This window comes from Nonomuraea sp. NPDC050663, assembly GCF_044456985.1.
Taxonomy (GTDB): domain Bacteria; phylum Actinomycetota; class Actinomycetes; order Streptosporangiales; family Streptosporangiaceae; genus Nonomuraea.
In genome coordinates this window covers 146,352-170,631 of the sequence record NZ_JBITGL010000006.1, presented here as the reverse complement: position 1 = coordinate 170,631, position 24,280 = coordinate 146,352, and the positions used below count along the sequence as shown (strand labels likewise).

The 24,280-nt window shown below is 69.9% G+C and carries 24 protein-coding genes, 2 tRNA genes and 1 pseudogene; 14 read left to right on the top strand and 13 right to left on the bottom strand.

Annotated elements, in window-relative coordinates; translation table 11 throughout:
• Positions 1-7 precede the first annotated feature (7 nt).
• Entirely contained in the window at positions 8-922 is a 915-nt protein-coding gene (locus ACIBH1_RS21075; RefSeq protein ID WP_397315501.1) for a carbohydrate kinase, read from the top strand.
• On the opposite strand, the pseudogene ACIBH1_RS21070 reads toward ACIBH1_RS21075, so the two are convergent.
• The 3 genes and pseudogenes from ACIBH1_RS21070 to ACIBH1_RS21060 form a co-directional block, all read right to left on the bottom strand.
• Positions 855-1,471, bottom strand: a pseudogene (locus ACIBH1_RS21070) (DUF4291 domain-containing protein). The gene ACIBH1_RS21075 and the pseudogene ACIBH1_RS21070 sit on opposite strands and share 68 nt — an antisense overlap.
• Before the next feature lie 243 nt (positions 1,472-1,714).
• Positions 1,715-1,861 (bottom strand): hypothetical protein, encoded by a 147-nt coding sequence (locus tag ACIBH1_RS21065; protein ID WP_397315500.1) that lies wholly within the window; start codon positions 1,859-1,861, stop codon positions 1,715-1,717.
• 57 nt (positions 1,862-1,918) lie between these two features.
• The gene (locus tag ACIBH1_RS21060; RefSeq protein ID WP_397315499.1) at positions 1,919-3,154 is read right to left on the bottom strand and encodes an MFS transporter; all 1,236 of its coding nucleotides are present in this window, start codon (positions 3,152-3,154) and stop codon (positions 1,919-1,921) included.
• A gap of 611 nt (positions 3,155-3,765) precedes the next feature.
• Here ACIBH1_RS21060 and ACIBH1_RS21055 point away from each other — a divergent pair.
• Positions 3,766-4,224, top strand: coding sequence for an excisionase family DNA-binding protein (locus ACIBH1_RS21055; protein WP_397315498.1), 459 nt, complete (start codon positions 3,766-3,768; stop codon positions 4,222-4,224).
• Positions 4,224-4,775 carry a PIN domain-containing protein gene (locus tag ACIBH1_RS21050; RefSeq protein WP_397315497.1) on the top strand — a complete coding sequence of 184 codons (552 nt, stop codon included), beginning with the start codon at positions 4,224-4,226 and terminating at the stop codon, positions 4,773-4,775. Before ACIBH1_RS21055 ends, ACIBH1_RS21050 begins: the two co-directional genes overlap by 1 nt.
• A 457-nt stretch (positions 4,776-5,232) precedes the next feature.
• On the opposite strand, the gene ACIBH1_RS21045 is transcribed toward ACIBH1_RS21050, so the two are convergent.
• From ACIBH1_RS21045 to ACIBH1_RS21035, 3 genes are all read right to left on the bottom strand, one after another.
• A tRNA-Val gene (locus ACIBH1_RS21045) sits at positions 5,233-5,307 on the bottom strand.
• A 21-nt stretch (positions 5,308-5,328) separates the two neighbouring features.
• Positions 5,329-5,400 (bottom strand) — tRNA-Gly (locus ACIBH1_RS21040).
• Positions 5,401-5,420: 20 nt separating this feature from the next.
• Positions 5,421-6,083 carry an ACT domain-containing protein gene (locus ACIBH1_RS21035; RefSeq protein WP_397315496.1) on the bottom strand — a complete coding sequence of 221 codons (663 nt, stop codon included), beginning with the start codon at positions 6,081-6,083 and terminating at the stop codon, positions 5,421-5,423.
• Here ACIBH1_RS21035 and dusB point away from each other — a divergent pair.
• Positions 5,995-7,392 carry a tRNA dihydrouridine synthase DusB gene (gene dusB, locus ACIBH1_RS21030; RefSeq protein WP_397315495.1) on the top strand — a complete coding sequence of 466 codons (1,398 nt, stop codon included), beginning with the start codon at positions 5,995-5,997 and terminating at the stop codon, positions 7,390-7,392. The genes ACIBH1_RS21035 and dusB overlap by 89 nt on opposite strands.
• A gap of 6 nt (positions 7,393-7,398) precedes the next feature.
• Positions 7,399-8,184, top strand: a complete 786-nt coding sequence (locus tag ACIBH1_RS21025) for a phytanoyl-CoA dioxygenase family protein (protein ID WP_397315494.1) — start codon at positions 7,399-7,401, stop codon at positions 8,182-8,184.
• 11 nt (positions 8,185-8,195) lie between these two features.
• Here the strand turns inward: ACIBH1_RS21025 and ACIBH1_RS21020 are convergent, their stop codons facing one another.
• The gene (locus ACIBH1_RS21020; RefSeq protein ID WP_397315493.1) at positions 8,196-8,687 is read right to left on the bottom strand and encodes a DUF2087 domain-containing protein; all 492 of its coding nucleotides are present in this window, start codon (positions 8,685-8,687) and stop codon (positions 8,196-8,198) included.
• Between the two features lie 26 nt (positions 8,688-8,713).
• Between ACIBH1_RS21020 and ACIBH1_RS21015 the strand changes: the two genes are divergently transcribed.
• Positions 8,714-9,301 carry a hypothetical protein gene (locus tag ACIBH1_RS21015; RefSeq protein WP_397315492.1) on the top strand — a complete coding sequence of 196 codons (588 nt, stop codon included), beginning with the start codon at positions 8,714-8,716 and terminating at the stop codon, positions 9,299-9,301.
• 124 nt (positions 9,302-9,425) lie between these two features.
• On the opposite strand, the gene ACIBH1_RS21010 is transcribed toward ACIBH1_RS21015, so the two are convergent.
• Positions 9,426-11,927: a DEAD/DEAH box helicase gene (locus ACIBH1_RS21010; protein WP_397315491.1), complete on the bottom strand. Its 2,502-nt coding sequence runs from the start codon at positions 11,925-11,927 to the stop codon at positions 9,426-9,428.
• 109 nt (positions 11,928-12,036) lie between these two features.
• Here ACIBH1_RS21010 and ACIBH1_RS21005 point away from each other — a divergent pair, with 109 nt between their 5' ends.
• The gene (locus ACIBH1_RS21005; protein WP_397315490.1) at positions 12,037-12,951 is read left to right on the top strand and encodes a DUF4344 domain-containing metallopeptidase; all 915 of its coding nucleotides are present in this window, start codon (positions 12,037-12,039) and stop codon (positions 12,949-12,951) included.
• Here the strand turns inward: ACIBH1_RS21005 and ACIBH1_RS21000 are convergent.
• Together ACIBH1_RS21000 and ACIBH1_RS20995 are read right to left on the bottom strand one after the other, a co-directional pair.
• A complete protein-coding gene (locus ACIBH1_RS21000; RefSeq protein WP_397315489.1) occupies positions 12,940-13,440 on the bottom strand; it encodes a GNAT family N-acetyltransferase in 501 nt (166 codons plus the stop codon). The genes ACIBH1_RS21005 and ACIBH1_RS21000 overlap by 12 nt on opposite strands.
• On the bottom strand, positions 13,437-14,693 hold the full coding sequence (locus ACIBH1_RS20995) for an acyltransferase (protein ID WP_397315488.1): 1,257 nt from the start codon (positions 14,691-14,693) through the stop codon (positions 13,437-13,439). Before ACIBH1_RS20995 ends, ACIBH1_RS21000 begins: the two co-directional genes overlap by 4 nt.
• Positions 14,694-14,849: 156 nt before the next feature.
• On the opposite strand from ACIBH1_RS20995, the gene ACIBH1_RS20990 reads away from it, so the two are divergent.
• Positions 14,850-16,112, top strand: coding sequence for a sensor histidine kinase (locus tag ACIBH1_RS20990; RefSeq protein ID WP_397315487.1), 1,263 nt, complete (start codon positions 14,850-14,852; stop codon positions 16,110-16,112).
• Entirely contained in the window at positions 16,090-16,737 is a 648-nt protein-coding gene (locus ACIBH1_RS20985) for a response regulator (protein WP_397315486.1), read from the top strand. Before ACIBH1_RS20990 ends, ACIBH1_RS20985 begins: the two co-directional genes overlap by 23 nt.
• Positions 16,738-16,816: 79 nt before the next feature.
• On the opposite strand, the gene mihF is transcribed toward ACIBH1_RS20985, so the two are convergent.
• The 3 genes from mihF to ACIBH1_RS20970 form a co-directional block, all read right to left on the bottom strand.
• Entirely contained in the window at positions 16,817-17,122 is a 306-nt protein-coding gene (mihF, locus tag ACIBH1_RS20980; protein WP_181613748.1) for an integration host factor, actinobacterial type, read from the bottom strand.
• 102 nt (positions 17,123-17,224) lie between these two features.
• A complete protein-coding gene (locus tag ACIBH1_RS20975) occupies positions 17,225-17,629 on the bottom strand; it encodes a heme-binding protein (RefSeq protein ID WP_397315485.1) in 405 nt (134 codons plus the stop codon).
• A 124-nt stretch (positions 17,630-17,753) separates the two neighbouring features.
• Positions 17,754-18,884, bottom strand: coding sequence for an ROK family protein (locus ACIBH1_RS20970; RefSeq protein ID WP_397315484.1), 1,131 nt, complete (start codon positions 18,882-18,884; stop codon positions 17,754-17,756).
• A gap of 53 nt (positions 18,885-18,937) precedes the next feature.
• Here ACIBH1_RS20970 and ACIBH1_RS20965 point away from each other — a divergent pair, with 53 nt between their 5' ends.
• The 5 genes from ACIBH1_RS20965 to ACIBH1_RS20945 all read left to right on the top strand — a co-directional run bounded on the left by ACIBH1_RS20965 (position 18,938) and on the right by ACIBH1_RS20945 (position 24,275).
• Positions 18,938-20,116, top strand: coding sequence for an MFS transporter (locus ACIBH1_RS20965; RefSeq protein ID WP_397315483.1), 1,179 nt, complete (start codon positions 18,938-18,940; stop codon positions 20,114-20,116).
• Positions 20,117-20,216: 100 nt separating this feature from the next.
• The gene (locus ACIBH1_RS20960) at positions 20,217-21,224 is read left to right on the top strand and encodes a LacI family DNA-binding transcriptional regulator (protein WP_397315482.1); all 1,008 of its coding nucleotides are present in this window, start codon (positions 20,217-20,219) and stop codon (positions 21,222-21,224) included.
• Positions 21,221-22,132 (top strand): carbohydrate ABC transporter permease, encoded by a 912-nt coding sequence (locus ACIBH1_RS20955; protein ID WP_397315481.1) that lies wholly within the window; start codon positions 21,221-21,223, stop codon positions 22,130-22,132. Before ACIBH1_RS20960 ends, ACIBH1_RS20955 begins: the two co-directional genes overlap by 4 nt.
• Positions 22,129-22,947 (top strand): carbohydrate ABC transporter permease, encoded by an 819-nt coding sequence (locus tag ACIBH1_RS20950; protein WP_397315480.1) that lies wholly within the window; start codon positions 22,129-22,131, stop codon positions 22,945-22,947. Before ACIBH1_RS20955 ends, ACIBH1_RS20950 begins: the two co-directional genes overlap by 4 nt.
• A gap of 17 nt (positions 22,948-22,964) precedes the next feature.
• On the top strand, positions 22,965-24,275 hold the full coding sequence (locus ACIBH1_RS20945) for an ABC transporter substrate-binding protein (RefSeq protein WP_397315479.1): 1,311 nt from the start codon (positions 22,965-22,967) through the stop codon (positions 24,273-24,275).
• Positions 24,276-24,280 lie beyond the last annotated feature (5 nt).

The following is a 24,280-nucleotide window of genomic DNA, read 5'->3' as shown; positions in this document are numbered from 1 at the left end:
AAGAGCGATGACCGCGACCGTGACCGTGATCGGCGAGGCCGTCGCCGATGCCTTCGCCACTCCCGGAACCGGCCGTCTCGATCTGCGCGTACGGCCCGGCGGCGGGCCGGTCAACACCGCCGTCGCGCTGGCCAGGCTCGGCACCCCCACCCGCTACCTGGGCAGGCTCGCCGGGGGAGTGGTGGGCGACCTGCTGCGCGACCATCTCCTCGCCTCGGGCGTCGACCTGAGCCAGGTGGTGGAGGCCTCCGAGCAGGCCACCCTGGCCATCGCCGCCCTCGACGCCTGCGGCAGCGCCTCCTACTCCTTCTACGTCGACGGCACCGCCGACTGGGCGTGGAGCGCCGAGGAGCTCTCGGCGCGCGTGCCGTACGAAAGCCTGTGCCTGCACGGCGGCTCGCTCACCCTGGTGCTCGCCCCGCAGGTCGAGGAGCTGTTCACCGCGGCGCGCCCGCACGCCACGATCTCGCTGGACCCCAACGTGCGCCCGTCGATCGTGCCTCCGGCGCGGTATCTGGCGGCGCTGCCGCGATGGGCGGCCTTCGCCGACCTCATCAGGGTCAGCGACGAGGACCTGGAGCACCTGGGGCTGACGGAGCGGGAGGCGTGCGAGCGATGGCACGAACTCGGTGTCAGGCTCGTGGTGGTCACGCTCGGGGCGCGCGGGGCCAGGGCGTCGCTCGACGGCGCCGAGATCGAGGTGCCCGCCCCGGCGATCGACGTCGTCGACACGGTCGGCGCGGGCGACACCTTCACGGCCGGGCTGCTGCACGCGCTCGGCTCCGCCGGGATGCTCGGCGGCCGCCTCGACAGGCTCACCCCCGCGGTCGTGGAACGAGCGCTGGAACTGGGGGTCAGGGCTGCGGCGCGGACGTGCGCGGTGCCCGGCGCGGACCCGCCGTGGGCGGCCGGGCTGCGGTGATCCCGAGGGTGCTCTCCAGCTCCCGCGACAGCGGGTAGGGGCGTTCGTCCGGCAGGCGGGCGGTGAGGTCCTCGCCCCGGCGCAGGGCCCGGTGGAGGCCGGTGACGTGCTCCGTGACGTCGGTGATCGTCCTGATCCACCCGCCGACATAACGTTCCACGGCCTCGCCCGACAGCCCGATCTGGATCGACCGGTACGGCAAAGCCCGGTGATGGGCGTCGCGCTCGGGATCCCACTGGACCCGCACCGGGTGCGCCGCCTTGTCCGCCGCGCCGTGACTCAGGCAGGAACGCGCCAGGGCCCACTCGAAGCCGTCCCTGTCCAGCTCGACGGCCAGCACCCGTCCCTGGCCCGGCTTGGTGGCGTAGCCGCAGCGGTACATCATCCACAGGAAGGAGGCTTGATCCACGTCATGCGGTCGCGCTTGAACGGCGGCACGAAACTCTGGGCGGCCACGGCGAGGGAGGCGATCGCCGGGTCGTAGGCCTGGTAGACGGTGACGGCCTCCTCGTCGAACACGGCACGGATCTGCCGGTGCGGGATGTCCATGAGGATCAGCGTGGCCAACGCCGCCCCTTCGCCGCAACGCGATATCGCGCTTTCCGCAGCGCACAGACTGCTTCGCAGCGCACAGGCTGCCGATGGCTTGCGCTGGCCTTGCTGCCGAGCGCTGCCGAGCGCTGCCGAGCGCTGCCGAGGGCTGCTGCGACGGCTGTCGGGGGCTATCGAGCGCAGCCGAGGGCCACCGAGGGCCGCCGAGTACCACCGAGGGCTATCGACTGCCGCCGAGGGCTATCGAGTGTTGTCCGGCCTGACAGACACGACCACGGTCTGCGGTCCCTCCTCGGCAGCGCCGGCGGGCGCGGCCAGCACCTGACCCGCCATGACGGCCACCACGGCCGCCACGACGATGAGAAGAGCGCTGCGTAGCTTGCTCACTGATCTCCCTGCTTGGTGACGTGTCACCCAACACTATGCGACCTGCAGGAATGCTCGTTACCGAACCGTGACCCTCGCCTCCCTGGCGATCATCCCCCGCGCGGCCAGCAGCAGGAAGGCGCACACCGTCACCCCGATCGCCCCCACGGCCGCCTCCCACCCGAGCACCCCACTACCGAGAACCGCGCCACCCGTCGCCACGTCGCCCTCGGCCCCACCAGTCGTCCCGCCCAGAATCGCGCCACCCACCGCCGACCCACCCGCGACACCAGTACCGATCAACGTCACCAGCCAGGCGAACGCCTCGGTCGTCGTCCCCGCCGGAGCCAGCTGCCCCACCAACCCGAACGACACCGACAACAGCGGCGCGAAGAACACCCCGGTCGCCAGCGCGATCAAGCACATCCCCACGGCCCCCGGCACCAGCACCACGAGCCAGTACGTCCCCGCCATCCCCACCGCCAGCACCCAGGCCTTCACCCCGGCCGACGCCTTCCACCGGATCACCCCGAACCCCACCGCACCGATCAGCGCCCCCAGCGCCGACAACGCCAGCAACAGCCCCGCCCCTCCGGGCAGCGGATGCTTCTCCGCGTAGGCGACGGCGAACACGTTGAACGCCCCGAGCGCCCACCCCGACCCTGTCAGCGCCACCAGAAACACCAGCAGCGTCCGGCTACGCAGAGGCCCCAGCCAGTCCGCCGACCGCACGGTGGCGCGCCACCGGCGCGAAGGCGACGCGCTCGCCATCGCCAGCGACCCCACCAGCCCCAGCACGGCCGCCACCCACAGCGCCGGCCGCCCCGCCCCGAACGCCGCCATCCCGCCCACCAGCAGCGGCCCCGCCACGAACACGATCTCCTGCGCCCCCGCATCCATCGCGTACGCGGCGTCAAGCTCACCCTCGTCGACCAGCTCCGGCCACAAAGCCCGCAGACACGGCTCCAACGGCGGCGTCGCACCCCCCGCCAGCACCGCCCCAGCCACCGCCCAGAAGGCATCCCCGGGCGCCACCGCCACCATCGCGAACCCCACCGCCGACACCACAGCGGCCGCCACCAGCACCCTGGACTGCCCCACCCGATCGACCACCCGCCCCAGCAACGGCCCACCGACAGCCCCCGCCACGGCATACGCGCCCGTGGCCAGTCCGACGAGCCGATAATCCATCCCGGCCTCACGCAGGACCAGGGCAATCGCGAGCGCGGCCATGGCGGTGGGCAGCCGGCCGACGAGGGAACTGGAGAGGAGGCGGGTGACATGCGGGCGGCGAAGAAGAGTGAGGTAGGGCATGACCGTTCCAGGACTCGGGGATTCGAGAGAAACCTCGGGTGCTGACGGTTCTTTCCGCCCTGCTGGCCGCCCGCCGGCCTGCAGCCAAGGAATCATGGCGGGGGGTGCGGCGTCAAATGCGGTTGAGCATGCTGCCTGACGCGGGCGCTACCTCTGATTCTGAGGAGCCTCGCGAGTCACGGCGCCAACGTCGCGGTCGCTGATCGCTCGGATCATCGCGGCCTGGCCTTCGCGGGCGTTGATCGGCGCCTACGAGATGTTGATGGGGCAGACTCGACAAAACAAGCGCTGCCGTTCACCATCGTCCCCGGCGGGCGGCGATGACACAGCGGCCTTTGGGACGCTGACAGTCCTGAACGGAGTAGTTTCCCTCAGCGGATCGCTTGGCGGTGGGCGCTGGCCACCCAGCACCGGATGGCGCTCTCCCGCGGGCCGGGCAATCGCTGCGTAGTTCTGCCGGGAGTCCGCGGTGGGAGATGGGTAAAAGCTGGGAGTCATCGCAGAGCCTCGATTGCCGGCGGCTCTGTCTCGAAGCTCCCATAGGACTTGGGGGCCAAGATCCATGTTGCACTTATTTCATCTACTACACATAATGCATATAGGAGGTTGTGATGACGGTGCGAACCCCGAAGTCTCTCGACCCTGGCAAGGTGGATGCCCAGGATGCGGCCCGTGCCATGCGCCGGATCAAGGACTATCTGTCCGCCCATCCCGGCGCCGATCCCATCCGTGTGACTGGGGAACTGGCCGGTGATGAGGCGCTCGTCCTGCCTCGTGATGTGGTCACCATGCTCGCCTACATGCTCACCCAACTCGCCGAAGGGCGCGGGGTGACGGCGATGCCCAACCACGCGGAGCTGACCACCAACCAGGCTGCGGATCTGCTGAACGTATCCCGCCCTTACCTCATCGGTCTGCTGGAGGCGGGCAAGATTCCGTACCGGCTCGTCGGGCGCCACCGGCGGGTCAGGTTTGAACACCTCATGGCCTACAAGCAGCAGAGCGAGGCCAACAGCCGCCTGGCGGCCGACGACCTCATCGCTCTCAGCGAGGAACTGGATCTGTACTGATGGCGTTCGCTGCGGTGTACGACGCGAATGTGCTGTACGGCAACGAAGTCAGAGACCTCCTCCTCCGGATCGCCCTGTCCGGCCTGGTGCGGGCCCATTGGACCAATGAGATCCTGGATGAGGTGATCCGTAATCTCGCCGCCAATCGGCCAGACATCCCGGCCGGCAAGCTGACCGTCCTGCGGGAGCGCATGAACGCCGCGCTCCCCGCCGCGCTGGTAGAAGGCCACGAGGCTCTGATCGAGGGCCTGAAACTGCCCGACGCAGACGACCGTCACGTCTTGGCCGCCGCGATCAGGTGCGGAGCGGAGATCATCGTGACCTCCAACTTGAAAGACTTTCCCGCTGACGCACTCGCGACTTATGGAATCGAGGTCAGAAGCCCCGACGACTTCGTCCTCGATCAGCTCGATCTTGACGAGGGCGCGGTACGCGCCTGCGTCCACCAGATTGCCAACGGTAGAGTCCGGCCTCCGAAAACCTTTGCCGCAATCCTCGATGCACTGGAGCGTGCCGGACTGGTGGAATCAGCCGCGGCGCTTCGGGACTGATTCTCTCGCGGTTGTGAGGGGGGCGGCAGTTGAGGATCCCTCTTGAGGGGAGCGGTGATTCCTGGCGCGTTCAGACGCGTTGAGTTACATGGCTACCTGGCCGTTGCGGTTCGCCAGGAGCATTCCGAGCATGCTCAATGCAGTCGATCGGGGGCATTGTGAGAGCGCCCGGTGGTGACGTCCATTGAGTCTTGCGGAGCACCGTGCCTCCGTGTTGCGCGGTTGCGGCGACTCGGTTCCGCGCACAGCATGGGATCCCCGCAGGGGTGGAACCTCTGGCGACTTGCTCGCACCAGCTCAACCATCAAGAACAGCGCAACCATGCGGGGCCCGGGGCGGCAGCCCCGGCTGGGGGTTTGGGGGCTCGGCCCCCAATGAGGGCAGCCTGACTTACCAGGCGCGAAGCGCCCACCCTAGGAAGCCCATGCCCTTGAAAGGGGAAGGCGGGAAGAATTGATGGTGGACGATACTGGGATTGAACCAGTGACCTCTTCCGTGTCAGGGAAGCGCTCTCCCGCTGAGCTAATCGTCCAAAATCTCCGAGGAGACTCCGAGCGGAAGACGGGATTCGAACCCGCGACCCTCACCTTGGCAAGGTGATGCTCTACCCCTGAGCCACTTCCGCGTGTCGCTGCAGGAAGTACTTTACCCGACTCCAGGCGTGCTTGTGTCCCCGCTGGACGTCCGGCGGGAGATGGCGCGTTCGGTGCCCGGCAGGCTGAGGAAGATCTCGAGGATGCGGGTCAGGCGGTGCACCTCGGTCCGGTGGAAGCATGGTCCGTCGGCTCGGGCGAGGAGCAGGGTGAGGGCCAGGGGTGGCAGTGGCGCGGTGATGACGTGCAGGGCCGGGTCCAGGGTGGAGGCCACGGGGCGGGGTGGGGCTTCGGCGGGGATGGGGACCTCGGTGGGAGCTCGCCAGCTGGCGTACACCGGGCGCTCGGGGGTGGTGACGGCGGCCCAGTCGGCGCTGAAGAGCACCGGGAGGGAGTCGACGAGGGTGCTGAGGCCGCGTTCGCCGGCGGTGGTGATGTATTTGAGGATTTCCAGCTCCGGATAGGTGCCGGGGGCCTCGCGGGTGATCCAGATGCCTTCGACGTGGACGCCGGGGATGGTGTGGAGGCTTTTGGTGAGGGCCTCGCGTGACAGGCCGTCTGGGCAGAAGACGGTGAGGTCGTCGACGGCGCGTCCGGCGCCGCGGTCGAGGACGGTGAGCTGGGTGATGTCGGCGCCAGACTGGCCCAGGACGTGGGTGACCTGCCCGAGCGATCCTGGCCGGTCGGGGAGGGCGAGCCGCAGACGGAGAAGCATCGGTTCCAGCGTAGCTGCGAATAACGCTCTGGGGCCGGGCTGCGCTACAACTGTGGGAGTGAAGATTGGGCCGATTGGGGTGTGGCCGCCGGTGGTGCTGGCGCCGATGGCGGGCATTACGAATGCGGCGTTCCGGGTGATCTGTCGTGATGTCCAAGGGGCGGCGGCGCCAGTCCTGAAGGCGGCGGCGCCGGTCGAAGGCGTGACGGCGCCGGTCCAAGGGGCGGCGTCAGTCCAAGGGATGACGGTGCCGGTCCAAGACGCGACGCTCCAGGCCGGTGGTGTGGCTGGGCCGGTGGATGCCGCCGGCCTGTACGTCTGCGAGATGATCACCACCCGTGCCCTGGTGGAGCGCAACGTCAAAACCATGCGCATGATCAGGTTCGCCCCCGGCGAGTCACCCCGGAGCATCCAGCTCTACGGCGTCGACCCCGACACGGTCGGCCGCGCCGTGAAGATGATCGTCGACGAGGACCTCGCCGACCACATCGACCTGAACTTCGGCTGCCCCGTCCCCAAGGTCACCCGGCGCGGCGGCGGGTCCGCTCTGCCGTACAAGCGCAACCTGCTGCGCCGCATCCTGAGGAGCGCTGTCGCGAACGCGGGCGCGCTGCCGGTGACGATCAAGATGCGCACGGGCATCGACGACGACCACCTGACCTACCTCGACGCGGGCCGGATCGCGCAGGAGGAGGGCGTGGCCGCGGTCGCGCTGCACGCTCGTACGGCCAGGCAGCACTACGGCGGCACGGCCGACTGGAGCCACATCGCCCGCCTGAAGGAGGCGGTGACGCAGATCCCGGTGCTGGGCAACGGCGACATCTGGTGCGCCGACGACGCGATGCGGATGGTGGCGCAGACCGGGTGCGACGGCGTCGTGGTCGGGCGGGGCTGCCTGGGCCGCCCGTGGTTGTTCCGCGATCTGCAGAACGCCTTCAACGGCAGCCCGGAGCGGGCCAGGCCGGCGCTGGGCGAGGTGGCCGAGGTGATGGGCCGCCACCTGGAGGCGCTGGTGGGCACGCTGGGCAGCGAGCGGTCGGCGGTGGTCGACTTCCGCAAGCACGTCGGCTGGTACCTGAAGGGCTTCACCGTCGGCGCGGAGCTGCGGCGGGAGCTGACGAGCGTGGAGTCGGTGGACGAGTTCCGCCGCATCACGAACAATCTCGACCAGGGGCAGCCGTGGCCGCCCAACACCGACACCCCGCGGGGCAAGTCGGGCGAGCGGTCGAAGGTGCTGCTGCCCGAGGGCTGGCTCGACGACCCCGACGACGGTGTGGTGAGCGAGGAGTCCGACGTCTCTGGAGGGTGATCGCCGGTGGGGGAGCTCGACGACTTCCTGTTCGACCTGCGCGGCTTCCTGATCCTGCGTGACGCGATCGACGCCGGGCTGCTGGCCAGGCTCAACGCCGAGGTCGACGCCTTCCCCCGGGAGCTCGGGCGCGGCGGCTGGCATCGGGGGGCGCAGCGGCGCGACTACACCGGCGAAAGCGGTTACGAGCTGCACCAGGCCGTCGCGGCGGGGGCGCCGTTCGAGGAGCTGATCGACCATCCGAGCTGGTACGACCTGGTCAGGCACTACGCGGGGGAGGAGGACAGCTACGTCGAGGGTGTCTTCGTCGACGAGACCATCGCCTCGGTGCGTCACAGCGGCGGGCGTCACGGCCTGCACTCCGGCGGGCACCGTTCGGCGCTGCGCACGGCGTACGGCTACAGCCACGGGGTGTTCCGCTGCGGCATGGTCAACATCCTGCTCGCCCTCACCGACATCGGCCCGGGTGACGGGCCGACCATCGTGGTGCCGGGCTCGCACAAGTCGAACCTGCCGCACCCGTTGGCGGCCATCCGTCACCCCGAGGACCTGCCAGGGGCCGAGCCGGTGCATCTGGGCAAGGGGGATGCGCTGCTGTTCACCGACGCGCTGCTGCATGGGGGCGCGACGAGGACCAATCCGGGGGAGCGGCGGGTCGTGATCTACCGGTATGGGCCGGTGTGGGGGTCGAGCAGGTACGGCTACGTCTATGACGAGGAGTGGCTGGCGGGGCTGACCGAGCGGCGCAGGCGCATCCTGCGGCCACAGCCGCCGGTCAGGCCGGGCGACTGAAGGCCTGAAGGTTACAGGTCGACCGGGCCGCCGCTGCGCCAGTACACGTTGTCCTCGCGCGACAGCAGGTCCTCGTCGATCAGATACCGCCGCAAGGCGGCGTAGTCATCGTGAAACGCCCGCAACGCCACGTTGACATCTTTCTCCGCATATCGCACCCCGGGCTCGAAGACCCGCACGATGTACTGCAGCACGATGCGCCGCTTGTCGCGCTTCATCGGCATCTCGCGCAGCCGCCCGTCGCCCAGGAAGGTGCGCAGCACCTTCTCCTCTGGGCTCAGCTTCGGCGTGGGCGCCGCCGTGGCCTGCAGGATCTCGCGGAACCGCATCGGCCGCGCCTGCCAGCCCCCGTCGTCCTGCCGTACGGCCAGGCCACCGCGCTCGAGGCGGTGCAGCACCTCGTCGGGCGCGTCGCAGGAGCCGAGCACGAGGCCGGCGAAGGCGCGAAGGGTGTCGTCCTGGGCGAGCAACCCGATGGTCCGTCTGATTTCTTCGTCGTGCACCTGCCCATTTTGGCATCATGTGCCCGGTGAAGCTGATCCTTTTTCTCTCCGTCGCCGCTGGTCTGACCATCCCGAACGGTTTCCTGCTGTACGAGGGCCAGGCCGCCAAGAAGGACGACGACCCGGAGACCTCCTGGCAGGTCACCGCCCGCAAGAGCGCCCTGTTCGCGGTCAACCCGTGCAACAAGGCCGGTCTGGCGCAGAAGGGGCGTACGGCGGCCAAGACCATCGTGTACACCGCGGTGCCCGACTTCTCCAAGACCGAGCAGGTGATCCTCTACTCGTCGGTCGAGGCGGCGCAGGACGCGATGGGCGAGCTTCGTGCGGCGGTGCGCAAGTGCGCCGTGCGCAAGGACTACGGCGCGGGCTCCTACCGCTTCGCGGCCTCGGCGCGCTCGCTGGGCGACGAGGCGCTGGCGGTGCGCGGGCAGTACTACCAGGGCAGCAAGGCGCGCATCGGCGGCGAGCGGGCGATCGTGGCGCGCCGGGCCGACGCGATCGTGATCTACACGCAGGGCGGGGAGTGGGGCAAGCCCGCCAGTGGTGACTACGCGCGACAGGCCAAGGACGCTACTCGCATGCTCGGCAAGATCTGCGAGATCGCGGCCTGCTGACCGGCAATTGTCCCGATCTTGCGACATTCTCATGACGAGACTCCGACCATAGCCGGACAACACTGAAGAGACAGGCGTGTGCCGGGACGTCCTTGCCAGTCCGTTCCGGTACACGCCTTCGTCGTCAGAGGCGGTTGAGCCCCCGGACGTGCACGACCGCGCGGCCCTCCTCGTCGGAGGCGGCCAGGTCGATCTCCGCGTCGAAGCCCCAGTCGCCGTTGGTCTCGGGGTCGAGCACGACCTGGCGCACCTTCCACAGGCCCGTCTCCTCGGTGATGCGCAGCAGGTTGGGCCCGCGCGCGTCGCCGTCCATGATGATCTCGTCGTGCTCGTCGTAGTAGGCGTCGAGCATGGCGCCCCAGTCGCGGTCGGGGTAGAGCTCCTCCAGCTCCTCCTGCCGGTCCATGGCGGCCAGCTCGACCAGGCGGAACATGGCGTTGCGCACCAGGACGCGGAAGGCGCGCGGGTTGCCGGTGACCGGGCGCACCCTGGTCTCGAGCTCCTGCTCGCGCTCCAGCGCCTCGGCGGGGTTGGCCAGCTTCTCCCACTCGTCGATGAGCGAGGAGTCGACCTGCCGCACCAGCTCGCCGAGCCATTCGATGAGGTCGACCAGGTCGTCGGTCTTGAGGTGCTCGGGGATGGTGCGCGACAGCGTGCGGTAGGCGTCGGCCAGGTAGCGCAGGACCGTGCCCTCCGAGCGCGGCAGCTCGTAGAAGGAGATGTACTCGGTGAAGGTCATCGCCCGCTCGTACATGTCGCGGATGACCGACTTGGGGCTGACGGTGTAGTCGGCGACCCACGGGTGGCCGCGCCGGTAGGTCTCGTAGGCGCCCAGCAGCAGGGTTTCGAGCGGCATGGGGTACATGACCTCGGCCAGCAGCTCCATGCGCTCGTCGTATTCGATGCCGTCGGCCTTCATCTGCGCCACGGCCTCGCCGCGCGCCTTCTTCAGCTGGGCCGACAGGATCTGCCGCGGGTCCTCCAGAATCGACTCCACGATGGAGACCATGTCGAGCGCGTAGGTGGGCGACTCGCGGTCGAGCAGGTCCATCGCGGCCAGGGCGAAGGTGGACAGCGCCTGGTTGAGGGCGAAGTCCTCCTGCAGGTCGATGGTCAGCCGGGCGCGGCGGCCCTGGTCGTCGGGCTCGGCCAGCTGCTCGACGATGCCGCCGGCCAGCAGCGAGCGGTAGATCGCGATGGCCTGGCTGATGTGCCGCCGCTGCCACTTGCGGTCTTCGTGGTTGTCGGTCAGCAGCTTCTTCATCGCCTGGAAACAGTCGCCCGGCCGGTTGATGACGGCCAGCAGCATGGCGTTGCTGACCTTGAAGCGCGACCCCAGGGGCTCGGGCTCGGCGTCCTGGAGCTTGGCGAAGGTCTCCTCGCTCCAGCCGACGAAGCCCTCCGGCGGCTTCTTGCGGGCGTAGCCGCGCCGCCTCTTGGGGTCGTCGCCGATTTTGGCCAGGGCCTTGGCGTTCTCGATGTCGTGCTCGGGCGCCTGGCAGGAGACGTAGCCGATGGTGTCGAAGCCGGCGCGCCCGGCCCGGCCGGCGATCTGGTGGAACTCGCGGGCGCGCAGGCGGCGCACCTTGTTGCCGTCGTACTTCGACAGCGCGGTGAACAGCACGGTGCGGATCGGCACGTTGACGCCCACGCCGAGGGTGTCGGTGCCGCAGATGACCTTCAGCAGGCCGGCCTGGGCCAGGCGCTCGACCAAGCGGCGGTACTTCGGGAGCATGCCCGCGTGGTGCACGCCGATGCCGTGCCGTACGAGCCGTGACAGGGCCTGGCCGAAGCGGGTGGTGAAGCGGAACTTGCCGATCATCGTGGCGATGGCCTCTTTCTCGGCCTTCGAGCACATGTTGATCGACATCAGTGACTGCGCCCGCTCCATCGCCGCGGCCTGGGTGAAGTGCACCACGTAGACCGGGGCCTGGCCGGTGGAGAGCATCTCCTCCAGCGTCTCGTGCAGGGGCGTCATGCGGTAGGAGTAGATCAGCGGGACGGGTCGCTCGGCGTGCTTGACCACCGCCGTGGGGCGGCCGGTGCGCCGGGCCAGGTCCTCCTCGAACATCGTGACGTCGCCGAGGGTGGCCGACATCAGGACGAACTGCGCCTGCGGCAGCTCCAGCAGCGGCACCTGCCAGGCCCAGCCGCGGTCGGGCTCGGCGTAGAAGTGGAACTCGTCCATGACGACCTGGTGCACGTCGGCGCGCTCGCCGTCGCGCAGCGCCAGGTTGGCCAGGATCTCGGCGGTGCAGCAGATGATGGGCGCTCCGGCGTTGACCGACGCGTCGCCGGTCATCATGCCGACGTTCTCGGTGCCGAAGATCGCGCACAGGTCGAAGAACTTCTCCGAGACCAGCGCCTTGATCGGCGCGGTGTAGAAGCTGCGCTGGTCCTTGGTCAGGGCCGCGAAGTGGGCGCCCGCCGCCACCAGCGACTTGCCGGAGCCGGTCGGGGTGGCCAGGATCACGTTGCTTCCCGAGACGACCTCGATGAGCGCCTCCTCCTGCGCCGGGTAGAGCGTCAGGCCCCGTTCGGAGTTCCACTCGGCGAAGGCCGAGAAGATGTCGTCGGGGCTGGCGTCGATGTCGTCCGGCAAGCGGTCAATGAGGAGGTTGTCCACCCGTCCATAATCTCACCGAGTCAACCGGGCCCAGTCAGGACACGGTCGTGAGTGGATCTCACCGGCCCCCGCACAGTGACACGATGGAATCGTCTGATTACATACCGCTATGAGACTGATCGTGCTCGGCGTGCTGGCCCTGACCCTGGCCGCCTGCGGCAATCCGCCGCAGCGGACGGCCACGGGCGCCTCCGCCACGCCGTCGGCTTCCGGCCAGGCGGGCGGCGCCGGCGTGCCCAGCCCCGCCTCCACCTTCCGCTTCACCGCCGGCTACGAGGCGCCAGGCAACCGCGACCTGCTGGCCGCCGAGAAGCTGATGAAGGACCACGACCTGATCCAGCAGTGGACGGATTCGGCCAACACCAGCTTCGTCCCGCCCGTCAACGTGCCGATCACCGCCATGCAGTGCGACACGGTCAACGCCTTCTACAACCCCGACGAGAAGTCGATCACCATGTGCTACGAGATGGCCGGCTATCTCAAGCAGCTGTTCGCCCAGCCGGAGGAGGGCCAGCAGGCCCCGGACGCGCAAGAGGTGGACGAGCGGGTCGTGGGCGCGCTCAACGGCATCTTCTTCCACGAGCTGGGCCACGGCCTGATCGACCTGTACGACCTGCCCACCACCGGCAAGGAGGAGGACGCGGTCGACCAGCTGTCGGCGCTCGTGCTCATCGGATCGGCCGAGGAGAGCAAGGACTACAGCGGCATCATCAGCATGATGGACGCCTGGGGCCGCATGGCGCAGGCCGAGGACGGCGCGCTGGGCAAGGACGTCTTCGCCGACGAGCACTCTCTCAGCGGGCAGCGCTACTACAACGTCATGTGCTACCTGTACGGCTCCAACCACAACGCCTTCCTGCCGCTGGTGTCGGAGGGGGACCTGCCGGTGGCCAGGGCGCAGCGCTGCGAGCACGAATACGCGAAGATGGCCGATTCGTGGAGCCGGCTGCTGCAGCCGTACCTGCGCACGGACCTGCCGAGCCCGTCACCCACGGGGTCATCCCCCAGCCCGTCAGGAAGCTAGCTCCCGCTGGTAGATCACCACGTCGACCCAGCGCCCGAGCTTGAATCCCACCCGGGTCAGCCGTCCGGCCTCGGTGAAGCCGTGGCGCAGGTGCAGCTTCGCCGAGGCGGCGAGCCCCGTGTCGGCGATCATGGCGACCATCTGGCGGGCGGGCGTCGCCGCGCACCCCTCGATCAGCGCGGCCAGCAGCCGCCCGCCCAGCCCGTGCCCGGTGGCCCCGGGCGCCAGGTAGATCGTGTCCTCGACGGTGTGGCGGTAGGCGGGCTTGGGCCGGTACTGGCCCGCGTAGGCGAAACCCAGCACCCGCCCGTCCGCCTCGGCCACCAGGAAGGGCATGCCCGCGGCCGTGACGGCGCCGGCCTTGGCCGTCCAGGCGTCCAGATCGGGGGCCACCTCGTCGAAGGTGGCCACCGTCTCCGCCACGTAGTGGGCGTAGATGTCACGCACGGCCGTCAGATCCTCGTCACGCAGGGGGCGAATCACGCTCATACCGGCTGATTGTTCCGCACCCGCGGCAGCGTGATCAGCAGGCCCCCGCCCAGAGCCGCCACCGCGAGGAGCGGTGCGAGCCCCGGCGCGAAGCCGGTGACCGTCAGTGTCAGCAGCGCGCCGCCGACCAGCACCGACGCCGCCAGCGCGGCGCCCCAGCCCAGAGCACGGTACGGCAGGGCGGGCGGCTCCTCGAAGCGCGCGAAGGCCCGCAGGAGCCCGGCCATCACCAGCGACAGCATGGCCAGCCACAGCGGCCACCCGGCGAACCAGCCGCCGCTGAACGGCTGCGGAGTCTCGACGCCCGCCAGGACCACCACGACCCCAGTGACGGCGAACAGGGCGGGCATGTGCCACAGGTAGACGGTCATGATGCGCGGCCCCGCCCACATGACGAGCCGGTCGAGCGGCAGGCGCAGGATCCACGGGCGCAGCAGCGTGAACAGGCCGATCTGGCCGACCGAGACCGCCAGCATCGCCAGCGTGGGCGGCGCCATGTTCGACATCTCGGCGCCCGGCAGGCCGATCATGCTGCCCGGGTAGGGGCCGAAGGCCACCAGCAGCGCTGCGGTGCCGTACCCGGCCAGGGCCAGCACGCCGGGACGGCGCAGCATGCCGTCGCGGTAGAGGAAGCCGAGCTGGTGTACGGCGAGCCAGACGAAGACGATGTTCAGGTAGCCCAGCGCGTCGACGCCGGTGCCGAAGCGCAGCAGGTCGGCGGCGACCGCGCCGAGGCCGAGCACGAGCGGCACCCGGGCGCCGTGGCGTTCGTGCAGGCGCATGAGCAGCGGCGTCGCGATGACGGCGATCAGGTAGACGGCCAGGAACCACAGCAGCTGCCCGGTCAGCTTGGCCCCGGTCTCCAGCGGCTGCTCGGGCACGCCCAGCGTCGCCAGCAGGTGGGGGAGCGGCAGCCAGACCGCGGCCAGCGGCAGCAGCGGCCAGGCCAGGCGCCGCAGCCGCACCCCCAGCCACATCGGCGCGCCGCCCGCGGCCCGCCGGAAGCTGATGGCGTTGGCCGCGCCGCCGGCGAAGAAGACCAGCGGCATGACCTGGCTGATCCAGGTGATCACCCAGATGCCGGGCGTGGCCAGGGCGTTGCCGGTGGCCAGCCGGGCGCCGTCGTAGGCGAGCACCGGGATGCTCCAGTGCTGCAGCACCACCAGCGCCATGCCGAAGATCCGCAACATGTCGATGAAGGGATCGCGGCGGGCCGACGCCTGCCGTACGGGGCGATCGAGGAGAACCGTCATGCCCACAAATCTGGCGTTTCGGCACGTCGGGCACAGTCACGCAGACTGCCGTCTTGAGGTCAAGATCCCCTCACCCCCGTGGTGGGGCCAGCACTACCACGACCTCGCCTGCCTGCCGGGTCGCTCCGGTTGATGGGGAGCCGTAGCGTTGAGGCCATGCGTTCCCGGATGCGGCGAGTCCTGCTCGACTCGCGATACCTCGTTGTCGGTTTCCCCGCCGCCGTGCTCGGCTTCGCACTGCTGATCACCGGTTTCGCCGCGGGCCTGGGCACCGCGGTCGTGTGGATCGGAGTGCCGATCCTGGCCGGCACCCTCATGCTCGCCCGCGGCCTGGCCGACGCCGAGCGCAGCTGGATGGCCGACGTGCTGGCCAAACCCCCCGTGCGGCCCCGCTACAAGGTGGCCCCCGCCGGAGCGGGCGCCTTCCGGCGGTTGGTCAACCCCATGACCAGCGGCCAGTCGTGGCTCGACCTGCTCCACGGCATCCTGCTGCTGCCGATCGCGATCATCGGCTTCGTGCTGACGGTGGTGGCCTGGGCGATCCCGCTGACCGGGCTGACCTACCCGCTCTACGGCATCATCACCTCCCGCATCCCCGGCAACACCGACCTGGCCGAGCTCATGGGCCTGGGCGAGGGCTACTGGGTGAGCGTGGCCGTCTACGGCGTCATCGGCGTGCTCGGCCTGCTGCTGATGCCCTTCCTGATCCGCGGCGGCGTGCTGCTGCGCGCCGGATACGGCCAGCTCCTGCTCACCCGCGTCGCCGAGTTGCAGGAGCGGATCGAGGACCTGGCCGAGGGCCGCGCCGCCGCGGTCTCCGCCGAGGCGGCCGCGCTGCGCAAGCTGGAGCGCGACATCCACGACGGACCCCAGCAGCGCCTGGTCTCGCTGGCGATGGAGCTGTCGCGGGCCCAGCGCCAGATGGCCAAGGACCCCGACGCGGCCCGCGCGACCATCTCCAGCGCCATCACCGCAACCCGCGAGACCCTCGACGAGCTGCGCGCCCTCTCGCGCGGCATCGCCCCGCCGATCCTGGCCGACCGCGGGCTCGCGCCCGCCCTCGCCGCGCTGGCCGGCCGCTGCACCGTCCCCGTCGACCTCGACGTCCAGATCGAGGGCCGCTTCCAGGCCTCCGTCGAGAACGCGGTCTATTTCGTCGTCGCCGAATGCCTCACCAACATCGCCAAACACAGCCGCGCCACCCTCTGCGCGATCACGCTCAGCCGTACCGGAGACTCGTTGTTGCTCACGATCGGCGATGATGGGGTCGGCGGCGCGCACGTCGCCAAGGGACATGGCCTGGCGGGCCTGGCCGATCGTCTCCGCGCAGTCGACGGGGAACTGGCGGTCCAGTCACCCGACGGCGGGCCGACGATGATCGTGGCGGAGGTGCCCTGTGCGGGTGGTGGTGGCCGATGACGCAGTCCTGATCAGGGAAGGACTCGTCAGGCTCCTGGAGGAGTTCGGCAACGAGGTGGTGGCCACCGTCGGGGATGGACCGTCGCTGGTGCAGGCCGTCCAGGAGCACAAACCCGATGTGTCGGTCGTCGATGTGCGCATGCCGCCCTCGTTCACCGACGAGGGACTGCGGGCCGCGGTGGAGGTCCGCCAGAAGGTGCCGGGAGCGCCGGTTCTCATCCTGTCGCAGTACGTGGAGGTGTCGTATGCCGATGACCTCCTGGCCGATGCCCACGGGGCGGTCGGCTACCTGCTCAAGGACCGCGTCATCGACGTGGAGGAGTTCCTCGAGGGGTTGCGGCGTGTGGCCTCCGGCGGCACGGTCTTCGATCCGCAGGTGGTGTCGCAGCTGATGGTGCGACGGCGCAAGAACGATCCGCTCGCCCAGCTCACCCCGCGCGAGCGGGAGGTGCTCGGGCTGATGGCCGAGGGCAAGTCGAACCCGGCCATCGGGCGCCAGCTGGTGATCAGCGACGGCGCCGTGGAGAAGCACATCCGCAGCATCTTCGCCAAGCTCGGCCTGCATGCCGAGGACTCCGACCAGCATCGCCGCGTGCTGGCGGTGCTCGCCTACCTGCGGTCCTAGCGCGCCGGGGGGAGGGTGGGGGAGCCGGGTGCTCCCCCACAACCGCCAGCGGCCCTAGAACCCCCGGAAAACTGCTTGCTTAGCCGAGCGCGTCGACAAGCTTCTTGCGCTGCTGAGCGCCCAGACCACCCAGGCGACGCTTCTCGTCGACGCCCGCCTCCTCCATGAGGGCGGTGGCCTTGGCGGGACCGATGCCCTTGACCGCACGCAGCGCCTGGGAGACCTTGATCTTCTTGGCGATGTCGTCGTCGCGCTCAAGGAGCTGGGCGAAGGTCAGCTCGCCCGACTTGACCTTGGCCAGCAGAGCGGTGCGCTCGGCACGCGCCTGAGCGGCCTTCTCCAGAGCCGCCTTGCGCTGCTCAGGGGTCAGCGTGGGAAGTGCCATCGTGTATCTCTCCTCGGGGAGTTTCGTTCCGGGACTCTGTTACCCGTATTGCAACGGCTAATCATGGCGGATACCAGCGGCTTGCGTTGCCGAAAGCGCATCTCAGCGGGTTCGCCATACCAGAGCTGCCGCTTCGGCGCACGCGACGTCCTGCGCGACGGTGCCTCCGCTGACTCCCACACCGCCCGCGACGCGGCCGTTCTCCCCCTGGTCGGACCACAGGGGCAGGCCTCCGCCCAGGCAGACGAACCGGTCGCCGGGCAGGCCCGCGAGCTCGCCGCCCGGCTTGGTCAATTCTGCCAAAACCGCAGTTGGGACGCGGTTTGCCACCGACGTGTACGCCTTGCCTGGCGCGAGGACGGGGCCGGCGATCGCGGCGCCGTCCATCCGCTGGAAGGCGACCAGATGGCCGCCCGTGTCGACCACGGCGACGGAGATCTTGGCGCCCTCCCGGCCGGCCTGCTTGACGGCGGCCTCGCACATGCGGAGCGCCAGTTCCAGGTCCACATAACCCCCAAAAACGCATTGATCGCCTCTATCCGTACCGCTCCGCCCGCTGGACCGCAAGGATGGGCTCTGACCTGCGGTTTTCCGGCATCGGGGCAGCTAGACCGACCAGGGGGTACGTGGTCTACATCACACTCTGCATCCGGGCGTGTCGCCACGCCTCGACGCGCCCAGGCGTGAGGAATCCATCGAAAACCGACTCCATCGCGCCGATCAGCGGCCCGCGCCAGCCCAGCTCCGACGCCGTCACCTGCGCGGGCGCCTCGCGATGCATGGCCATCAGGGCGCGGCGGTAGGCCGGATCGAAGGACCCGGCCGCCAGCAGGCCGCCGAAGCCGGAGACCGTCACCAGGTCGGGATCGTGCGCGTTGACCAGCGCGCCGATGCCGGACCCCAGGGCCGCGGCCACGCGCTCGACCGCGTGGCGGGCCGGGGCGTCCGCCCTGGCCAGGACCCGCTCGGCCTCCGCCCGGCCGTGGCCCTGGCCGTACGGCAGGCCCAGGTGCCTGAGCAGGGCGTTGGCGCCCACCTGGAGGCTCCAGCACCCGGTGGCGCCGCACAGGCACGGCTCGTCGCCCGGGACGAGCGGCATGTGACCGTACTCGCCCGCCCGGCCCGTCGCGCCCGTCACCGGCCAGCCGTCGATCAGGAGGCTGCCGCCGGGGTCGAAGGCGACGTGCAGGTGCAGTCCGACCTTGGTGCCGCGCAGGGCGCCCCGGCGCGCCTCTGCCAGGCCCGCCAGGCGGGCGTCGTTGCCGACGGTCAGGGGGGTGGCGCCCAGGCCGAGCAGGCCGGCCACGTCGACCTCGCGCCAGCCGAGGTGGGAGATGTCGACCCTCTCGCCCTGCCGTACGGGGCCCGCGATGGCCAGGCCGATGCCGACGGTGCGGTCGGTGACGAGGGCGCGCAGGACCTGGCCGAGCGGGCGCAGGGCGCCGTCCGGGGTGCGGTCGTGGGCGCGCGTCTCCACCGTGCGCGCCGCGCCGCCCAGCTCGCAGACGGCGATCTCCCACTCGTCCTCGCGCAGGTCCACGGCGAGCGCCTGGGGGCCGGCGGGGTGCGCGCCCGGCACCATCGTGGGCCGCCCGCGCCCGTGCTCGGCGGCGGGCGACTCGGTCAACAGCCGTGCGGCGGCCAGCTCGCCGACCAGCACCGACGCGGTGCCTCTGGCCAGCTCCAGGTCGCGGGTCAGCTGCGCGCGGGTCCTGGTCGCCCCGCCCTCGTGGACGGCGCGAAGGAGGCGAACCCTATTCAAAGCTCGCAAATCACCACTTACGGTCGGCATCACCCTTCCATTATGCTCTAGGCGTGAACATAAAGCGGGCCCGTCTGGGCGTGTTCGGGTACTTCTTCCTCCTCGGTTTGATGGTCGGTTTCTGGGCGGCGGGCCTGCCCTCTCTCAACCAGCGGCTCCAGCTCGGCGAGGGCCGCCTGGGCGTGGTTTTGTTGCTGGTGTCGTTCGGCGCGCTGGGCTCGATGCTGATCGCCGGCCAGCTCGTCGACCGGTTGTCGAGCCGGCGCATGAGCCAGGTCGCCGCGCCCCTGTGCGCGCTGGCGCTGCTCGGCCCGGCGCTGGCTCCCGACTACACCACGCTGATGGTCTCCGCCGTCGTGCTGGGCCTGGGCATCGGCGTGGTCGAGGTGGCCATCAACACCCACTCGGTCGAGGTCGAGCACCAGTACGGCCGGCCGATCATCTCGGCCTTCCACGGCACCTGGAGCCTGGGCGGCGCGGTGGGCGGCGCGATCACCTCGATCGCGCTGGGCCTGGGCGCCGACGCCCAGATGTTGCTGGTCGGAGCCGCCCTGGTGATCCCGGTGCTCGACCTGACGTTGTCGGGCACCCTGCTGCCGCCCCCCGAGCCCGTCGCCGAGCAGGAGGGGGAGGGCAACGGCCGCAGGATCCCGTGGGGCCTGGTGCTGATCCTCGGCGTGGCCGCCTTCGCCGCGCACCTGTCGGAGGGCGCCGCCATGGACTGGACCGGCCTGCACAGCTCGAACATCCTGGGCGTGGACCCGGCCATCGCGCCGATCGCCTTCACGATCTTCTCGACCGCCATGACGGTCGTGCGCTTCGTCGGCGACCCGGTGCGCGCCCGGCTGGGCAACGTCACCACCGTCGGCCTGGCGGGCGCCATCGCCACCGCCGGCTACGCGCTCGTGCTGCTGTCGCCGGTCTTCGGCGGGGTGGCGCTGGCGTGGATCGGCTGGGGCCTGACGGGTGTGGGCCTGGCGACGGTGATCCCGGTGCTGTTCAGCGCCGTCGGCGCCTCGGGCGGATCGGTGGGCAAGGCCCTGGCGCTGCTGACCGCCTTCGGCTACACCGGCCTGCTGATGGGCCCGGCCGTGCTCGGCTTCGTGGCGGAGGCGACCTCGCTGCGGATCTCGCTCATCATCCCGGCCGTCTTCGCCGCCATCATCGCGCTGGCGGGGGTGCCGGCGCTGCGCCGCCTGCCCTCGGCGACGAAGGTGCCCGCCAAGGTGTGAATCGTCGCGTTATGTAGCTGTGACTTGACCCCCAGGTTACCGACGGGTTTCATGGGGCCAGCACAGTAAACGTTTACAGTACGTCTGAAAGGGGCTCCCGGTGCCCGACGGTCCCACGATCACCACGATCGCCGAGCACGCCGGGGTCTCGATCGCGTCGGTCTCGAGAGTACTCAACGGCCTGCCCACCCGGCCCGAGACCGAGCGCAAGGTGATGCGGGCCGCGGACGAGCTCGGATACGTGCGCAATGCCGTCGCCCGCTCCCTGAAGTCACGCCGCACCCACCAGATCGCCTTCGCCATGGCCGACATCGGCAACCCGGTCTACCTGGCCATGGTGCGCCAGATCCAGCCGGTTCTCAAGGCGGCGGGCTACCGGCTGGTGCTCCACTCCACCGACGCGGTCGTCGCCGACGAGATCGACGTGCTGCGCAGCCTCGGCGAACGCTACGTCGACGGGCTCATCATGAGCCCCATCCGCGTCACCGACGACCACCTCAAGATGATCGAGACCGCCCGCGCCCCCGTCGTCATCATCGGCCTGGTGCCCGACGGCACCGCCGTCGACAACGTGCGCGCCGACTCGCGCGAGGGCGTGCGGCTGGCCGTCGGCCACCTGCACGAGCTCGGCAGGCGGCGCATCGGCTTCCTCAACGGCCCGCTCGACACCGTGCCGGGCGCCGCCCGCGACGCCGCCTTCCGCGAGGCGCTGGAGGAGTGCGGCCTGCCGTACGACCCGGCGCTGGTCGAGGTGGGCGACTTCTACCGGGAGGCGGGCGCGCTGGCCGCGCGGCGGCTGCTGGAGCGCGACGGCGACGTCGACGCGCTGATGTGCGCCAACGACCTCATCGCGCTCGGCGCGCTCGACGTGCTGCGCCAGTACGGCAAGCGGGTGCCGCAGGACGTGGCGGTCGTCGGCATGGACGACACCGACCTGGCCGCGGCCTCCTGGCCCACCCTGACCAGCGTCTCGCTCGGCTCGGCCGAACGCGGCCGCGCCGCCGCCCAACTGCTGCTCGCCCGGCTCGAGGACGGCGGACGCGCACCCACCGTGGTGACCGTGCCTCCCCGGCTGATCGTGCGCGAGTCCACCTTGGAGACCTCATGACGGCAACGGCCACGCGGCCGGTCCGCACCGCCTCGCGCGGACCCTCGCCGGCCTCGCGGCAGCGGCGCGAACTGCTCGTGCTGATGCTGCCCGCGCTCGTGCCCGTCGTGCTGTTCAGCGTCGGACCGCTGCTGTACGGCATCGCGCTGGCCTTCACCGACGCCAGGGCCGGGCGCAACGTGGAGTACGGCTTCAACGGCCTCGACAACTTCACCCGCCTCATGGGCGACAGCGCCTTCTGGCAGGCCATGGTCACCGGCCTGATCTGGGCCGTCTCGGTGACCGTGCTGACGTTCCTGTTCGGCCTGGGCCTGGCCCTGCTGCTCAACGAGAACCTGCGCTTCCGCGGCTTCGCCAGGGTGCTGGCCGTGGTGCCGTGGGCGATGCCGCCGGTCGTCATCGGCCTGATGTGGCGCATGGTCTACCACGCCGACGCCGGCATCCTGAACGGCATCCTCGGCACCGACATCGACTGGCTGGCCGACTTCACCTTCGTGCTCCCGGCGATCATCCTCATGGGCGTGTGGAGCGGCATGCCGCAGACCACCGTGGTGCTGCTCGCGGGCCTGCAGAACGTGCCGGCCGAGCTCTACGAGGCCGGGAAGATCGACGGCGCGGGCAGCTGGCAGCGGTTCCGCAACATCACGCTGCCGCAGCTCAAGCCCGTCATCGTGGCCATCACCTCGCTCGACTTCGTCTGGAATTTCAACCAGTTCAGCCTGATCTGGGTGCTCACGCAGGGTGGACCGGGCGGACGGACGACCCTGCCGATGGTCTTCGCCTACCAGGAGGCCTTCCGCTACGGCCGGTTCGGCTCCGCGGCCGCCTTCGGAGTGGTGATCATGATCGTGGTGCTCGCCATCCTCGGGGTCTACCTGTGGCGGCAGATGAGGGAGGCCAACTCGTGAAGCGGCCGCTGCAGTACCTCGCACTCGTCGTCTACGTGGTCTTCCTCGGCTTCCCGCTGGTGTGGCTGCTGTCGACCAGCCTCAAGACGCCACGCGAGATGGCCTCCACCGACCCGTCGTGGATCCCGGCCGAGCCCACCTTCGCCAACTTCATCGACGCCTTCGGCGAGCAGGACCTCATCGGCGCCGGCCTCCGAAGCCTGGTCGTGGCCCTGTTCAGCGCCCTGCTGACCGTGGCGCTGGCGCTGCCCGCCGCCTACGTGATGGCCAGACACCGGGGCCTGGCCAGCCGCGTGGCGACCGGATGGGTGCTGGTCAGCCAGGTCTTCCCGTTCATCCTGATCATCATTCCGCTCTTCATGGTGCTGCGGAACCTGGAGCTGACCAACACGCTGACCGGCCTGGTCCTGGTGCACGTCACCTTCACCCTGCCGTTCGCGCTGTGGATGCTGCAGGGCTACGTGCGTGCCGTACCCCGCGAACTGGAGGAGGCCGCGTCGGTCGACGGGGCGGGACGGGTGCGCTCCATCGTGAGCGTGGTCGCCCCGCTGCTGGCCCCCGGCGTGGTCGCCACCCTGCTGTTCTCGTTCATCTCCTCGTGGAACGAGTTCCTCTTCGCGCTCGTGGTCCTGCGCGACCCCGACGTGATGACCCTGCCGCTCACCCTGGCCCGCTTCACCGGGCCGGAGGGAGTGGCCAGGCTCGGCCCCCTCGCCGCCGCATCGCTCATGGCGACGATCCCCAGCCTGATCTTCTTCGCAATCATCCAACGGCGGCTGAAGTCCGGCCTCATGGCCGGAGCCGTCAAGGGCTAGTTCGGAGGTCTCCCCATATGCGCATCACATCCGCTCTGGCGGCAGCGGCGATCCTCGCCCTGTCGGCCGCATGCGGCAGCGGCGGCTCCACCGGAGCCAGCGGCGGCGGCACCGCCTCCGAGGCGCCCGCAGAACCCGTCAAGCTGAACTTCCTCTCGCTGGCCTGGCAGAAGGAGTCCATCGAGGCCAACAAGGCCCTGGTGGACGAGTGGAACAAGAACAACCCGAACATCCAGGTCACCTACGTCCAGGGCAGCTGGGACAACGTCAACGACCAGCTCGTCACCCAGTTCGAGGGCGGCGGCGCCCCCGACGTGATCCACAACGACTCCCCGGCCCTCTCGGGCTTCGCCACCCGCGGCTACCTGCTGGACCTGAAGGACAAGCTGCCCGCCGAGCTCAAGAGCGACATCCCGCAGCCCGCGTGGGACACCGTCACCTTCGGCGCCGAGGGCGGCGTGTACGGCGTGCCGTTCCTGCAGGAGTCGCAGGTCATCATCGCCAACAAGAAGCTGCTCGACGCCGCGAAGGTGCGCGTCCCCACCGCGGACAACCCGTGGACCTGGGACGAGTTCGCCGAGGTCAGCAAGAAGCTCACCAAGGACGGCGCCTTCGGCGTGGCCTGGCCGATGAAGTCGCCGGTCAACAAGACGCTGAACCTGGCGCTCAACTTCAACGGCACCTTCTTCCAGACCGGCGCCGACGGCAAGTCCACCGTCAAGGTCGGCCCCGAGGAGAAGGAGGTCCTGCAGCGGATCCACAACCAGATCCACGTCGACAAGTCCGCCGACCCCAAGACGCTCGGCATGGGCACCGCCGACCCGCTGCCCGGCTTCTACAAGGGGGAGTACGCCATGCTCCCGGTCGGCGTCTACCTGCGCCAGCAGGTCGCCGAGCAGGCCCCGGAGGGCTTCGAGTGGGTCACGCTGCCGCCGCTCAAGGGCACCAGCTCCAACCAGGGCGCGGTCTCCCAGACCCTGTCCGTCTCGGCTGACAGCAAGAACCCCGACGAGGCGCTGAAGTTCATCTCCTTCTTCCTGAACGGGCCGAACCAGGCCAAGCTCGCCAAGGGTGACTGGCTGCTGCCCACCTCGCAGAAGGCCGCCACCGACCCGTCGATCACCGGCGCCGAGAACGGCTGGGACGTCGCCACCGCCTCGGTGAAGAGCCTCGTCGTCGCTCCCTTCCTCAAGGTCAACGGCTACGACGAGTGGAAGTCCAAGGTCGCCACCCCGGTGCTGCAGGAGTACTACGCCGGCAAGATCTCCCTCGACGACGCGGCCAAGCGGCTCGTCGAGGAGGGGAACAAGGTCCTGGAGCGGTACTGATCTTG